We start from the raw sequence: 14,680 nt of genomic DNA on the forward strand, positions 1-14,680 counted from the left end.
CAATACTAGATATCCATCACCATCTCATGCCACGCCATCCCGCCATGGTCAGACGCTGACGGCTGCACATAGCGATAGCCCATGCGCGTATACAGCTCCACATGGCGGTCCTTGCACATCAGGTGAATGGTCTTCTTGCCCATCGCCTGCATGCGCTGCACGAACTCCGTCATCAAGCGCGTCGAGTAGCCCTTGCCTTGCTGGGCGGGATCCCCCACCACCGACATGATCACCACATTCGGCGCGTCGGCTGAATGCCCGACCAACTCCTTGAAGGCCTCATCCGACATCACCACTTCATCGGCGCAACCGCAGTTGATGAAACCGACCACAACACCATCTGCCTCCAGAACCAGAAAGCCTTGCGGGTACAGCGCAATACGCGTCGCGATCTTTTCCAGGGTGGCGGCTTCGTCGCCTTCGTAGGCCGAGATTTCGATCTCGTAGCAACGGTTGGCGTCGGCGGGGTTGGCGTTACGGAAGGTGAGGGCGGGCATTGGGTTACCGGAGAAATTGAACGACGGCCCCCATGATAAAGAAAGAACACCCCGACAGCACCGCCGAACACAAAACCCACCACACCCCCGCCCCCCTGTGGGAGCCGTCGAGCTTCAGCGAGGCCGCGATGGCGGCCTTCAGAACACCACAAATATCCGCCATCCTCCCCCCGTAGCAGCTGTCGAGCCCCAGCGAGGCTGCGTCAGCCTCAACTCGGTCATGCGTCCGGCTCCATAGTAGCGGCGCGCCCAACGTAGCCTCGCTGGGGCTCGACAACTGCTACGGTCAGGTTTCACCACTCGGGGCCACTGCCGGCAATCAATTTTTGCTACCTTCAGATTTTCATCGACAGTGAAAAATGCCCGGCCATTTATAAGGACATATCGTAGTGATGACGTTTGAAATTATCCCGCTGGATTCCATTGGCCCTTTGAAGCTTGGCGTAACCCGCGCAGAGGCCAGGGAAGCCATGCGTGCCAGCGGCTTTCCTCTTGAAAGCGCTAGAGACTCACTCGATTACTTCCATCATTCCTGTATCCAGACCGAATGTGGCACTGATGGCAATATTCACTTTATTGGTATTTCGTCCAGCCCGGAAATCACGGTTAGCTACAAAGGGTTGGATGTTTATTCGCTTGCAGCGCCAGAGCTGTTTTCGGTTATTGCCGACCATGATGCATCTGGCCCTCACGTCTACGACTCCTGCCAATACCTGTTCCCCAATCAACTGATCACCTTGTGGGACGCGGATGAACAGTACGACCGGCAAGGTGATGAAACCAGGCCTGTCTGGGCTCAAGTGGGTATTGGTAACAGCGCCTACATGGAGGCTATCAAGGCAATCAAAGAAAGGTAGCGGTGACCGTTGGCGTAGAAATAAAACACCACTGTCCTGCGAGCTTTAGAGCCCGCAAGACAGTGGTGGAATAGGCGCTGGATCAGGTCAATGGGTTACTCACTCAAACCCCACCCACCAACTTCCCCCCTTCCAACCGGCGCTTATACGCACTGTCCCGACTCGCCAACCAGAAATACAGCGGCGACGTCACCACCAACCCCACCAACCAGGACAAATCCGCCCCGTTGATGTGTACCGAAATCGGCCCGACATACAGCGGCGTATTCATAAACGGAATCTGCACCACAATCCCCACCGCATAGGCCACCAGCGCCTGAGGGTTGTACCGCCCGTAAATCCCGCCATCGACCCGAAAGATCGAACCGATGTCGTACTTGCCCTTATGAATCGCATAGAAGTCGATCAGGTTGATCGCCGTCCACGGCACCAGTACCACCAGCAGCACCAGCACCATGTCCACGAAGTGCCCGATAAAATCCTTCGACGCAAACACCGCCGCAATCGAACACGCGGCCAGCACCAGTACCGAGATCACAGCGCGCGCCTTGGCGGTGGGGATCCAGCGGTAGGCAAAGGTCTGTACCAGGGTGATCAACGACAGCACCGCACCGTACAGGTTAAGCGCGTTGTGGCTGATCACGCTGAGCAGGAACAGCAACAGCATCAGCGGGCCAATGGAGCCGGTCGCCAGTTTGACCGCGTCCATGGTGTCCATGCCGACCGGTGTTGCGAGTACCGCAACGGCACCAAAGATGAACGACAGGCTGGAACCGAGCACGGTACCCAGATAGGTGGTCCAGAAGGTCGACGCCACCGGCACATCCGCCGGCAGGTAGCGGGAGTAGTCAGACACATACGGCGCAAACGCGATCTGCCACAGCGCGGCCAGCGACACGGTGGCCAGCCAGCCGGAGATATTGAAGTTGCCGCGTGTCAGGAAGTCGGCCGTCTGCACATGGGTGAAGATGTAGCCGAAACCCAGCACGATGCCCGCGCCCAGCACCCAGGTGCCGATGCGGTTGAGTACGTGGATGAAGCGGTAGCCGATGATACCGATGATCCCCGAGCCGATGGCGCCGATGACGATGCCCACTGGCACCGGGATCGCATCGACCACGCCGTGCAGGGATTTGCCCGCCAGTACGATGTTGGAGGCGAAGAAGCCGATGTACATCACACCGGCGATCACCACCACCAGCAGTGCGCCGAGGGAGCCGAACTGGGCGCGGCTCTGGATCATTTGCGGGATGCCCATCTGCGGGCCCTGGGCCGAGTGCAGTGCCATCAGCACGCCGCCGACGAGGTGGCCGACGAGGATGGCGATGATGCCCCACACCAGGTTCAGGCCGAACAGTTGCACGGCCAGCGCGCCGGTGACGATGGGCAGCGGCGCGATGTTGCCGCCGAACCACAGGGTGAACAGGTCTCTTACCTTTCCGTGGCGATCTTCCGGGGGCACGTATCCAATCGTGTGTTTTTCGATAAGCGGGGCGGAGGATGTTGCAGTGGTAACCATGACGAGCTCCAAGGCAAGGTGAGTACGTTGACGTACTTCGCTGGGCGGCGCGTGTGCGTCGCTTTTGTTGTTGGAGTGATCATGTGCAATGGTCACGGGGAGGTAAATTAGTAAGTTTGTTGCTATAGACCTTAAAAATAATATCTCGCGGCGATTTTCGCTCCGGTATGTTGCATGGACTTGTTTGGGGCGAAATCCCACGTTTCTGGAGGTCCCGATGGCTGCCTATAATCTGCGCCAGCTCAAATATTTTGTAACCACCGCCGAGTGCGGCAGCGTGGCAGAGGCTTCGCGCAAGCTCTATATCGCGCAACCGTCGGTGTCGACCGCCATCAAGCAGTTGGAAGACAGCTTTGGCGTGCAGCTGTTTATCCGGCATCACGCCCAAGGGGTGTCGCTGACGCCCAGTGGTGCACGGTTCTACCGCAAGGCCCTGGAGCTGCTGCGGGTCGCCCATGAGTTCGAGCAGAACGCCCTGGCAGACAACGACGTGGTGGCGGGGCAGATCGATATCGGGTGCTTCGAGACGGTGGCGCCGCTGTATTTGCCGCGTTTGATTGCAGGCTTCAAGCAGCGCTGGCCGGGGGTGGAAATCCGCCTGCGGGACGGTGAGCAGCAGGAGCTGGTGCAGGCGCTGACTGCCGGCAGTATCGACGTGGCGATGCTGTTTGAGCATGACCTGGGCAGCGCTATCGAGACCACGCCGCTGATGCCGCCGCAGCAGCCCTATGCATTGTTGCCGGCGGATCACCGGTTTGCGCAGCAGGCCAAGGTGTCGCTGGCGGATTTGGTGCTGGAGCCGATGATTCTGCTGGATGTGCTGCCAAGCCGGACGTACTTCGTGAGCATCTTTGAGGAGCGTGGGCTGACGCCGAATATTGTCTTCAGTTCGCCGTCGATCGAGATGGTGCGCGGGATGGTGGGGCGCGGGTTTGGCTTTTCGATTCTGGTGACCAAGCCGTTTTCGCCGTACTCCTATGACGGGCAGAAGCTGGTGTGTGTGCCGTTGGCGGAGACGGTGACGGGGTCGGGGTTGTCGGCGGTGTGGTTGCGCCGGGCGCCGTTGACCAAGCCGGTGCAGTTGTTTGTGGAGTATTGCCGGGAAGAGCTGGCTCAGTTACTTGGGTAAAACACAGAGCAAAAAAATGTGGGAGCCGGGCTTGCCCGCGATGGCGGTGTGTCAGCCAGCAAATAGGCCAACTGATCCACCGCCATCGCGGGCAAGCCCGGCTCCCACAGTTGATTTGTATTGCTTGGGGAATCAGGTACGGATCGAAAGTAACATTCGCTGCAGCATTTCATCGCAACCCTTCAGTTGCTCCACACTCACAAACTCATCCGGCTTATGCCCCTGGTCCATGCTCCCAGGCCCGCACACCACGGTGGGAATGCCCGCCGCATCAAATAACCCACCCTCAGTCCCGAACGCCACGGTGCCAAATTCCCGCGAGCCGCAAAACGCCGCAATCAGCTCCGCCGCCTGGCTACGCTGGTCGGTGGCCAGCCCCGGGTACGCCGACAACTCACTGAAGCGAATCGCACTCTGCCGGCTCACCGCCTGCATGCGCGGCAACACCTGCTGCATCGCATACGCCTGCAGTTCCTCAGCCACTTCCCCCGGGTCCATCGACGGCAAGGCGCGCACTTCAAAGTCGAAGCGGCAATCCGCCGGGACGATATTCAGCGCCTTGCCTCCGGAAATTAACCCGGTTTGCACGGTGCTGAACGGCGGGTCAAAGCGCTCGTCCTGATGCACCTTGAGGCGCTGGCCAATCCGCCCCAGCTCACCAATCAACTCCGCCGCGTACTCGATTGCATTCACGCCCTGAGGCGCATACGCCGAATGGCACGCCTCGCCATGCACTTCGCAGCGCATGGCGAGCTTGCCTTTATGGCCCAGCACCGGCTTCAGCTCGGTGGGCTCGCCGATAATGCACAGCAGCGGTTTCACCGGCCACTGCTCCAGCACCTTGAGCAGCGAGCGCACCCCAAGGCAGCCGACTTCCTCGTCATAGGACAAGGCGATATGCACCGGCATCCGCAGGTCTGCGTTCACCAGCGACGGCACCAGCGCCAGCACGCAGGCGATGTAGCCCTTCATGTCCGCCGTGCCCCGGCCAAACAGCTTGCTGTCGCGCTCGGTCAATTCAAACGGCGGCAACGTCCACGGCTGGCCATCCACCGGCACCACGTCGGTGTGCCCCGACAGCACAATCCCGGGCACTTGCGCCGGGCCGAGGGTGGCGAACAGATTGGCTTTGCTGCGCTCATCGTTGTAGATCAGCTCGCTGGCGACGCCGAACCCCGCCAGGTAGTCGCGTACGTACTCGATCAATTGCAGGTTGGACTCGCGGCTGGTGGTATCAAACCCCACCAGCGTCTGCAGCAATTCGCGGCTGTTGCTCATCGGTCGTCTCCGGCCACGCCGTAGCCTGGTGAACGGTCCGGGGCCAGGGCGCGGTCAATGTAGTCCTGCACCTGCGGGCGGTAGGCGTCCCACAACTTCTGTAGTTCGCCAATCGGGTTCTCATCGGCCCAATCCACCCGCAGGTTGATGATCGGCCAGGTCAGTTCGCCCACCACCACAACCGCTGCCGAATGCACCGGGCCGGCCTCGCCACCGGCGGCGATGGCGGCATGCATGGCGGCCAGCAGGCGATCGGTGAGTTGGCCTTCGCCCTGTTCAAATGCGGTGACCATGGCCTGGATCACCGCGCGGTCGGCGAGCATATTGCCGGCCGCGACGCACTGTTCACCCGACACCGCGTTATGGGTGCCGAGGGTTTCGCTGCCGCTGAAATGCACGGTGCGCCCCAGGTGGTCAATCGCCGTCAGTTGCCGGTATTGGCTGTAGCCGTTGCGGGTGAGTGCCTTGTCCACCGCGTCGGCGGGCTCCAGGCCTTGCTCCAGCAGGTCGAGTACATCCGGGCCCAGGGCCGGCAGGGTGATGTTCTGGGTCGAGACCGCACCCACGCCGGGCCGCAGCCAGGGGCAGCGGGCGCCTACGGCGATGCTTGAGGAGCTGATGGCAATGCCCATCTGGCCGGTTTCTGCGCAGCGGGCGACGATTGAAAAGGTCATGTCGTGCCTCCTTGGGTTACTCGGGGATGACGGCAATCACGTCGATTTCCATCAGCCACTGTGGCTGGCCCAGGGCCGAAACCACCAACCCGGTGGAGATCGGGAACACGCCCTTGAGCCACTTGCCGACTTCCTGGTACACCGGCTCGCGGTAGCGTGGGTCGATCAGGTAGGTGGTGGTCTTGACGATGTGGCTGAGGTCGCTGCCGGCTTCTTCCAGCAGTTGCTTGACGTTGCGCATGGCCTGTTCGGCCTGGGCGCGCGGGTCGCCGAGGCCCACCAGCTTGCCGTCGAAATCGGTGCCCACCTGGCCCCGTACATACACCGTGTTGCCGGCGCGTACGGCCTGGCACAGGTCATTGTCCAGGCTCTGGTTGGGGTAGGTTTCCTTGGTGTTGAACATGCGGATGCGAGTGTGAGTAGGCATCAAAAAAACTCCAGAAAAAAGTGATCAGGCGCTGACAGGTGAGGTGTGAACAACCGGCGCGGGTTCGCGGTACTCAAGGTATTGGCGCTGGATGGCGATATGGTCGGCCACGTATTTGGCGTCATGCCACACGCCCCAGATAAACGAAGAGCCCCGGCGCGACTGCCATGGCAAACCGAGGAAGTAGATGCCCGACTCGCTGGCTACGCCGCGCTGGTGCTGCGGCTTGCCGGCGGCGTCAAATGCATTGACCTTCAGCCAGCTGTAATCCACGGCAAAGCCGGTGGCCCAGATGATTGTGGTGATACCGGCCTTGGCCAGGTCCAGTTCCAGAATCGGCTGCTTGATGCACTCGGCATCGGGAAACACGCGGCGTGCTTCGGGCTCTGGCGGCAGGTCGAGGCCGTTGCGTTCGATGTAGGCATCCGCCGCATCCAGCAGGGCCAGGTAGTTCTCATCACCGCGGGCCAGGTTTTCCACCAGGTTGGGCTGGAAGCGGGCGACGCTGCCGTCGAAGGATTGGGTCAGGCCGACCAGGGTCATGCCTTGCTGGGCCAGCTCGCGGAAATCGATGGTCTTGCCGCCGTGGGCGCCGCTCACCGCAATGGTCACGTGCTCGCGGCCGGGCTTCATCGCGACCTGGTCCCACTCGCCCAGCACCCCCAGCCACCAGCAGAAATCGCGGTTGCGATAGGCCCGCGGTGGGCGGTCGTGGGCACCGACCGACAGGTACACCTGGCGCCCGGAGCGTTGCAGTTCATCGGCGATCTGCACCCCGGAGGAACCCGCACCCACCACCAGCACGGCGCCAGCCGGCAGTTGCGCGGGGTTGCGGTAGTCGGCGGAGTGGATCTGGTGCAGCGTGCTGTCTTGAGGCGCAATCGCCGGAATCACCGGCTTTTGGAACGGCCCGGTGGCCGCCACCACGCGGTTGGCTTCGATCACGCCTTCGCTGGTGTGGATGGTAAAGCCCGGACGACCGACATTGCGCACCACGGAGGTCACGTCCACGCCGGTGCGAATCGGTGCATTGAACTTGCGTGCATAGGCTTCGAAGTAGTCCGCCACGCGCTCTTTCGGCGCAAAGCCATCGGGCGCGACAGTATCGAAGGCCAGGCCCGGAAAACGGTCATGCCAGGCCGGCCCGTTGGCGACCAGCGAATCCCAGCGGCCGGTGCGCCAGCGCTCGGCGATACGGCTGCGCTCCAGCACCAGGTGCGGCACGCCTTGTTTGCTCAGGTGCTCGCTCATGGCGACGCCAGCCTGACCGGCTCCCACTACCAGCGTGTCTATTTTTGTTATTGCTTGAGTCATGTGTCTGTCCTTGCGTAATGCAGTTGGATTCAGCTTGGGCATGGCTTCAAGGCTAGGGGGAGGGCGGTTTTTAATAAAATATTATTAAGCTGGGAAGTGAGCATAAATATCGGATGCAGAGCGTGGTTCTTGCTTTGGACAGAGGCTTGGATCAGCGCAGTCGCAAAGGCCGCATTGCGGCCTCGCGACTGTGTGGGGTGGGATCAGTCTTCTTTGTAGTGTCGTGTGATTTCAGCTTCGAGCCCCGGTCCTATTGCGGCTGCAATGGCTTTGATTTCAGCTTGCGCGGCGTCAGCATCACCTACGATATTCCCGGATTCAGTGATCGCAAACGAAAGCTGAACCGCTACGTTTTGATCCGGAGCAGGAAGCAGTTCAGAGCTTCGCGGATCTATTGGAACGATGAATTTTGGCGGTGTGTGCAAGGGAACAACAGGTACGGTGATGGCTGCGGCTCCCAACTGGCGCAGATTCCAAACGCCTGCTGCGTCTTGCACCACCGCTGATTCCGCCATGGCCAGTGACATGGAGATAGTGCCTTTCCTTCCGTCTGCACCTGACTCATCTGATGGGGACTTTGTGAGGGAGACACTATTTTGCGCAACCACGATGAGTGGCTTCATCACAAATGCCGAGGGGCCCGCCCATTCGAGTTGAGCGACAAAGGCAGCGCTAGGCTTCCAGCTTTTCTTTGTGTTCTCGTCTTTCGGAATCACGCCGCGATACACGACAATGCAATTAGTATTGCGGAGCGTGGATGAGTGGAAAACACCTTTGACCGAGTAGCTTTTGTTTGATCGATCGTTAGTGTCTTTGACATAGCTGCTCATTTTCTCGACGACAATATCGAAGGCGAGCTTGCCTGCGATGGGTGCCCATATCGCAGACAAAAAATCAGTCTTGCGCTGGCTAGCGCAGGTTTTTGCAATTGTCGTATCCAGCCAGGCCGGGGTGTCTTTGTTATCGGCCACCAACAGTTGTAGATAGACCTCATCTTTTGGATTGGCTTGTGGCTCGATTTTGCTTGTAGTCAAAACCTGAAAAAACTGACATCCCGCTAGCGTGCCCATTAATAAAAAAAGCAGTAGTAAGCGCATGATCAGCCTCTCTTCCTTGGGGTTTATGAGTGAATGGCATATTGAGAGTAGATTGGGTTTTGACAGGTGATGGCGTTCGGCCATAATTTTTCGCTCTATTTCCCGAGCCTGTCATGTCTGATTTGATACCTTGCTGACAGCGAACCCACACGAACAGGCGCCAGGCCATGCCCGATATCCGTATCATGACCCTCGACGATTACGAGCCTCTCATAGACCTTATGCGCAACACCCCGGGCATCTCCCTGCGCGACGCCGACTCCCGCGAGGCCACCGCGCGTTATCTGGAGCGCAATCCCGACATGAGCTTCGTGGCCGAGGTCGACGGTGTGCTGGGTGGGTGCGTGATGTGCGGGCACGATGGCCGGCGCGGTTATTTGCAGCACCTGCTGGTGCTGCCTGAGTATCGGCGCCAGGGCATTGCGAACGCGCTGGTAGAGCGCTGCCTCACCAGCCTTGCGCAATTGGGCATCCGTAAATGCCACCTGGATGTGTTCAAGACCAATGACAGCGCCGCCCGTTATTGGCAGGGTCAGGGCTGGCAACTGAGGACCGATATTGACCGCTATTCGTTTACCCGACCGGGTGACGACAACGCCTGACGCCCATGGAGGGACCCATGCTCGAGATACGACGCGCCACGCTGGAAGATGCACAGACCGCCTTCGACATTCGCCTGTTGGCCATACGCAGCCAATGCATCGGAGCGTACACGTCCGAGCAGATGATGGTGTGGACCCGCGGCGCCGCTGAGGACGGTTACGACACGCTGATGGACAAGCATTTTTACCTGGGCTGCGTGAACGGTGAACCTGTGGCCACGGGGATGCTGGATTTGGCGAACAACGAAATCGGTGCACTGTTTGTGTTGCCCGGGTTTACCGGCCGCGGGATTGGCAAGCAGGTGTTGGTGTATCTGGAGGTGTTGGCGCAGGAATTGGGGATTGAAGAAGTGATCCTGGACGCGACGTTGAACGCGGCGGATTTTTATCGGCGGTGTGGGTATGTGGGCGATGAGCAGGCGATCTACCACTCGCCATCGGGGTTGCAGTTGGCCTGTATTCCTATGCGTAAACACCTGCACAGTGTTCGCTGACACGACAAAAAGACTGTGGCAGGGGGCTTGCTGTGGCGAGGGGGCTTGTCCCCCGTTGGGCTGCGAAGCGGCCCCAATCAGGCTGCCGTTGTCTTGCAGGCAGAACTCAGTGACTGTTTTGGGGCTGCTGCGCAGCCCAACGGGGGACAAGCCCCCTCGCCACAGGTCATGTGCTGCCCTCGGTACTGAATGCCGCACGTAAATCTTGGATCACCTCGCTGACAGAGGGGCCTTGAGCAACCGGCGGCGTAGGGCTCTCACCAAACTCCCGCCAGATAAAAAGCGTCAGCTCCGCACCGTCGGTAGCCTTCTGCTGCGTCCCGAAATACTGCAAAACCCGATAGCGCTCATCCTGCCAGAACAGCGCTTCAACCCACCCATACACGGGTATGAAATGAAAGTGCAGCGGGAAGCCCGGCATATGCCCGAACCGGCTGATGTAAAGCCACTTGGGTTTCAGTTGCGCTTCCATCACTCGCTGGATGTTGGCCAGCAACCCGCCCAGCTCCGCGAGCGCCGCATCGGGCATGTCAGCCAGGGAGTGTATAGGCGCCTTGGCACCCAGCATCAGGTAGCCCGGCAGCGTGGACGACAGGTGATGATTGAGCAGCCAATGCTCGGTCTCATGCACAACAAAGGATGGATCGATCTTCATCGACGGGCTTCCATGCGAAGAGGGTTGGCAGGATACCAAGAGTTGTTGCCCTGTATCCCGCAAATGCAGCGGATCTGTCTCTATCGCGGCATTCACCTTATCGGTACGGTTCATTCACACGTATTCAATGCCGAGAAAACCATGGACCTGACCGCAATCCCCTTTGGCACCACCGACTGGTCGACCCTCGAACCCGTGCTGCACCCCGGCGAAACCGGCAGCGCGTATTGGCGCACCTGTCAGTTCGGCTCAACCCGCGTGCGCATGGTCGAATACAGCGCCGGTTATCTCGCCGACCACTGGTGTTGGCGCGGGCATATCCTGCTGTGCCTGGAAGGTGAGTTGCACACCGAACTGGAGGATGGCCGGCAGTTCACGCTGACTGCCGGGATGACTTATCAGGTGGGCAATGACATGGAGGGGCATCGGTCATCGACTACCCTTGGGGCGAAGTTATTTGTGGTGGATTGATCTGGAGATCGGGCCTTGGAAGGAATCGTGAGGTTGGAAGGCCTCTATTTCGATCCTCTGGATTCCATAGGGATGGCAAAATGCTATATGCTCTCTGCTGGAGATCAATTAACCAGTGAGGTTTTCAATGAGCTACAGCGCAGAGATAAGTCGGACTAGCCCAACAGCTTTCCTGTTTTTAGTGGATCAGTCTGGCTCTATGCAAGACATCATGACCAATGGGAAGTCAAAGGCGCAGTTTGTGGCTGATGTTTTAAATCGTACGTTTGCGACGTTGATTACTCGTTGCACCAAGTCAGAAGGTACTCGCGACTACTTTGAGGTTGGGGTATTAGGTTACTCCGGTTCCACGGCAGTCAACGGCCTGGTAGGTGGGCTGTCAGGCACAATCCTTCATCCAATTTCTAAGATTGAAGCCAATCCTCTGCGGATTGAAGATCGTTTCAAACGAGTTGATGATGGTGCTGGAGGTTTGGTCGATCAGTCTATCAAGTTCCCGGTATGGTTCGAGCCTAAAGCATCCGGCGGCACTCCAATGTGTAATGCCATCACTACTGCTGCTGAGCAGTTAGTTGCATGGTGCGACTCCCATCCGGATAGTTATCCACCCACCGTGCTACATGTTACTGATGGTGAGTCGACGGATGGTGATCCTGCTTCCTTGGCGCAGCAGCTACAACAGATAGGTACTAGTGACGGTAACGTTTTACTGTTTAACCTTCATGTCAGTACTAGCGGAGGTGATCCGGTTAAGTTTCCTGTTTCGGACGCCGGATTAAGCGATAGCTACGCAAAATTGTTGTTCTCTATGTCGAGCTCTTTACCTCCTCACCTTCAAAGAGTCGCAGAAGAAAAAGGTATTAAAGCGACTATGGAGTCTCGAGGTTTTGTCTTCAATGGTGATATCGCAGAAATTGTCGACTTTTTCGATATCGGCACCAGAGCTGCGCAGTTGCGTTGACTATGGTATTTCAGATCCTATTCGAGGGGACCGTAGCTAAGTATTCCGACGCGCCTATGGAAAATGAGGATGCCTACCGTATAGCGCAAGATAGAGGGCGGGTGGTGCTTTCTGATGGAGCGTCTGAGTCCTTCGATGCCCATAGCTGGGCTAACTTGCTAGTGGAGGAGTTTCTAGGCAGCGAACCTTCGGACGAACTGGTCGATTTATGTGTTCAGAAGTATAGGCTACTACATGATACGAGCACATTGTCTTGGTCCAAGGCAGCAGCCTACGAGCGAGGCAGCTTCGCTACGTTGATAGTCGTGCAGGATGAGCCTGATCGGAAGCTAGTAAGTGTTTCTGCATTGGGAGACAGTCTGGTTATATGGGCCGATGGTAGTGAGATACTCCAATCCGTACCTTACTCACGCGCCTGTCAGTTTAGTGATAAGCCGTTTTTACTGTCTACTCGTTCTGCGTTAAACGCTCCTGTCAGCGGAGGGGCTGCCGGGCCTTGGGTTCACAGAGAGTGGAGCTATGACCAGTCTGGCTCATGTCTGCTTCTGTGCATGACTGATGCTTTAGGCGCCTGGATACTTTCTAGTCAGGAGAGAGGAGACATTCAAGCTTTTGATCGCCTCTGTAGCGTCAGGAGTGATGAGGACCTCCTCGGATTGGTCGAGGCTGAGCGTGCTTCTGGGGCTATGCGCCTTGACGACTCCACATTGATAATAATTAATCTGAACAGTTCAACTTAAGCTATGGCATATCCCACCCTTGAGCAGTACAACGAGGCTTTGCAGTCACCGCAATTGGTGTTGCAAGATACTGAGCTAAAACAGGGTCGCCTGAAGACCTCAGGTCTAGGACTTCCTTTAGCTTTATGCGGAGGATTTGCACTTACCTACACGGTTGAAACTCAAGGGAAGAAGTTTGCATTGCGCTGCTTTCATAAAGAGTCGCGTGAACTGGAACGACGATATCAGGCGATTTCCATAAGGATTAAACAGCTCGCGAGTCCTTACTTTCTTCCCTTTGAATTTATACCAAATGGGATCCGGATACATGGAAAAAGCTATCCGATAGTTAAAATGGCTTGGGCTCAGGGACGTACCCTCGCTGAATTCCTGGAGAGTGAGCACGGAAAACCACAAACACTACAACGACTAAGGCACGCTTTAGCTGGCTTGGCTGGCTTTCTGGAGCGAAACCAGATATCCCATGGCGATATCCAGCCTGAAAATGTCATGGTAAATGATGATGGGAGCGCAGTTCAGCTAATTGATTACGATGGTATGTTCGTTGAATCTTTTCGAGGGGCTGCCGCTACGGAACTTGGACAGGTTAATTTTCAGCATCCAAAGCGATCAGCTAGAGACTTTAACGAAAAGTTGGATCGGTTTTCTTTTATTACTTTGGATGTGGCACTGCAAGCACTAATGGCTGCGCCGTCACTTTGGAATGTTTCTCGTTCTGAGCCTAGTGCTGTTGTTTTTCGACGTAATGACTTTCTTGATCCGGCTGCGTCAGCAATTTTTGGTGAGGTTTGTAAGCTGAATGGAGTAGCGGCTAATGTAAGGAATTTGGCTCGGGTAGTGCTAGGGGAGTTTCAAGCTGTACCAACGCTGACGGAGTTCCTGCAAGGTAAAGGGCTGGGCAGCAATGTAATTGAGTTCAAGCCGAGAGCAGTTTCTGGAAACGTTATATATCAAAGTGCGTACCCAGTTTGTGAAGCGACAAACTATGCTCAGGTGTTTTCACTAGTTGGCAGTCGCATCGAGCTAGTCGGGCGAATTCATTCTGTGCGCAACGGTTGGGGAGCAAACAAAAAGCCTTATATATTTGTGAACTTCGACGATTGGCGCGGTAAGGCTGTGAAGCTTGCTATTTGGTTCGAAGGGATAAGTTCAATAAAACCAAATGTGCCAGATGAGTCTTGGGTGGGGCGTTGGCTTTCTGTAACTGGTTTGGTGGACCCACCTTATAATGGCCAGGCAAAAAAAACGAGTTACACTCACCTTTCTATCACGATTACCGCACCTGGTCAGATTCAGCAGTTGCCAGAGCAAGAAGCAAAGTTCCGTCTTTCAGGCAAAGGACCCTCCGCCGTCACAGGTAGCTCATCTAGTAGGAATGCCGACATTCTTTCTTCTATGAGTAAAACAGGAGGTTTTGTAAGCCAGCAGGCTTCAAGAGTGCCGTCACAACCTGTTGCGCCAAAAAGTTCGAACCAACAGCTACTTGAAAAGATGCGGGCGCAGACGTCCCAGTCCACACCTTCCGGCAGGAGCGTGTCGCCGCAGCCTCGCCCCAATCACAGCACACAACCTCAGAGTTCAAGCCGCCCCATGAAACACTCCTCTAGAATGGGATGGGGTGGTTGGATATTTATTGGAGTCGTTGTAATAAGCGTTTTGAGGGCTTGTGCTCGTTAGGTTTTGAGATATTGAAATCCTGGTTTTTTGCAGCTGCCAATGCAAGCCAGTAGTAATTCCCCTGTGTAGATCTAACGCCGGTCGGAGTTATGGAGGCGCGCTTTTCAAGTCACTTTGGCTCACCGGTATGAATTACGAGGTGGATAATGATATGGATGGGCATCTCTCATCCTCGACCACTGGCTCCAGGTTACTCGTGGTCGACTGACGTATTCAAAAGCGGCTAGTCAATGACATTAAACAGCGGCGGGGTGGATATTGCCGCCACTGTATCGTTCCTGACGAGTG

General features: G+C 57.0%; 15 protein-coding genes. 7 read left to right on the plus strand and 8 right to left on the minus strand.

The window, feature by feature from the left end:
• Window positions 1-5 precede the first annotated feature (5 nt).
• Window positions 6-497: a GNAT family N-acetyltransferase gene (locus ACUN0G_RS27250; protein ID WP_445574829.1), complete on the minus strand. Its 492-nt coding sequence runs from the start codon at window positions 495-497 to the stop codon at window positions 6-8.
• A gap of 392 nt (window positions 498-889) precedes the next feature.
• Between ACUN0G_RS27250 and ACUN0G_RS27255 the strand changes: the two genes are divergently transcribed.
• Complete coding sequence (locus ACUN0G_RS27255) at window positions 890-1,354, plus strand: hypothetical protein (RefSeq protein WP_445574830.1); 465 nt, start codon at window positions 890-892, stop codon at window positions 1,352-1,354.
• Window positions 1,355-1,457: 103 nt separating this feature from the next.
• On the opposite strand, the gene ACUN0G_RS27260 is transcribed toward ACUN0G_RS27255, so the two are convergent.
• A complete protein-coding gene (locus ACUN0G_RS27260; RefSeq protein WP_445574831.1) occupies window positions 1,458-2,873 on the minus strand; it encodes a purine-cytosine permease family protein in 1,416 nt (471 codons plus the stop codon).
• A 217-nt stretch (window positions 2,874-3,090) separates the two neighbouring features.
• On the opposite strand from ACUN0G_RS27260, the gene ACUN0G_RS27265 reads away from it, so the two are divergent.
• Window positions 3,091-4,002 carry a LysR substrate-binding domain-containing protein gene (locus ACUN0G_RS27265; RefSeq protein WP_439855696.1) on the plus strand — a complete coding sequence of 304 codons (912 nt, stop codon included), beginning with the start codon at window positions 3,091-3,093 and terminating at the stop codon, window positions 4,000-4,002.
• A 132-nt stretch (window positions 4,003-4,134) separates the two neighbouring features.
• On the opposite strand, the gene argE is transcribed toward ACUN0G_RS27265, so the two are convergent.
• The 5 genes from argE to ACUN0G_RS27290 all read right to left on the minus strand — a co-directional run bounded on the left by argE (window position 4,135) and on the right by ACUN0G_RS27290 (window position 8,792).
• On the minus strand, window positions 4,135-5,280 hold the full coding sequence (gene argE / locus ACUN0G_RS27270; RefSeq protein ID WP_445574832.1) for an acetylornithine deacetylase: 1,146 nt from the start codon (window positions 5,278-5,280) through the stop codon (window positions 4,135-4,137).
• Complete coding sequence (locus ACUN0G_RS27275) at window positions 5,277-5,954, minus strand: DUF1028 domain-containing protein (RefSeq protein WP_421523621.1); 678 nt, start codon at window positions 5,952-5,954, stop codon at window positions 5,277-5,279. The genes argE and ACUN0G_RS27275 overlap by 4 nt, the downstream gene beginning before the upstream one ends.
• 16 nt (window positions 5,955-5,970) lie before the next feature.
• Window positions 5,971-6,381, minus strand: a complete 411-nt coding sequence (locus ACUN0G_RS27280; RefSeq protein WP_026077677.1) for a RidA family protein — start codon at window positions 6,379-6,381, stop codon at window positions 5,971-5,973.
• A 24-nt stretch (window positions 6,382-6,405) separates the two neighbouring features.
• Window positions 6,406-7,737: a flavin-containing monooxygenase gene (locus ACUN0G_RS27285; protein WP_445574833.1), complete on the minus strand. Its 1,332-nt coding sequence runs from the start codon at window positions 7,735-7,737 to the stop codon at window positions 6,406-6,408.
• Between the two features lie 161 nt (window positions 7,738-7,898).
• On the minus strand, window positions 7,899-8,792 hold the full coding sequence (locus ACUN0G_RS27290; RefSeq protein ID WP_445574834.1) for a hypothetical protein: 894 nt from the start codon (window positions 8,790-8,792) through the stop codon (window positions 7,899-7,901).
• A 167-nt stretch (window positions 8,793-8,959) separates the two neighbouring features.
• Between ACUN0G_RS27290 and ACUN0G_RS27295 the strand changes: the two genes are divergently transcribed.
• Together ACUN0G_RS27295 and ACUN0G_RS27300 are read left to right on the plus strand one after the other, a co-directional pair.
• A complete protein-coding gene (locus ACUN0G_RS27295; RefSeq protein ID WP_445574835.1) occupies window positions 8,960-9,394 on the plus strand; it encodes a GNAT family N-acetyltransferase in 435 nt (144 codons plus the stop codon).
• Between the two features lie 17 nt (window positions 9,395-9,411).
• Window positions 9,412-9,888, plus strand: a complete 477-nt coding sequence (locus ACUN0G_RS27300; RefSeq protein ID WP_445574836.1) for a GNAT family N-acetyltransferase — start codon at window positions 9,412-9,414, stop codon at window positions 9,886-9,888.
• Window positions 9,889-10,054: 166 nt separating this feature from the next.
• On the opposite strand, the gene ACUN0G_RS27305 is transcribed toward ACUN0G_RS27300, so the two are convergent.
• On the minus strand, window positions 10,055-10,543 hold the full coding sequence (locus ACUN0G_RS27305) for an HIT family protein (RefSeq protein ID WP_445575609.1): 489 nt from the start codon (window positions 10,541-10,543) through the stop codon (window positions 10,055-10,057).
• 141 nt (window positions 10,544-10,684) lie between these two features.
• Here ACUN0G_RS27305 and ACUN0G_RS27310 point away from each other — a divergent pair, with 141 nt between their 5' ends.
• From ACUN0G_RS27310 to ACUN0G_RS27320, 3 genes are all read left to right on the plus strand, one after another.
• Window positions 10,685-11,014 (plus strand): DHCW motif cupin fold protein, encoded by a 330-nt coding sequence (locus ACUN0G_RS27310; RefSeq protein WP_445574837.1) that lies wholly within the window; start codon window positions 10,685-10,687, stop codon window positions 11,012-11,014.
• Window positions 11,015-11,141: 127 nt separating this feature from the next.
• Window positions 11,142-11,975: a vWA domain-containing protein gene (locus ACUN0G_RS27315; protein WP_445574838.1), complete on the plus strand. Its 834-nt coding sequence runs from the start codon at window positions 11,142-11,144 to the stop codon at window positions 11,973-11,975.
• Window positions 11,976-12,718: 743 nt separating this feature from the next.
• Entirely contained in the window at window positions 12,719-14,392 is a 1,674-nt protein-coding gene (locus ACUN0G_RS27320; protein WP_445574839.1) for a protein kinase family protein, read from the plus strand.
• The last annotated feature ends 288 nt before the right edge of the window (window positions 14,393-14,680 follow it).

It is taken from the genome of Pseudomonas sp. 32A (assembly GCF_052682255.1).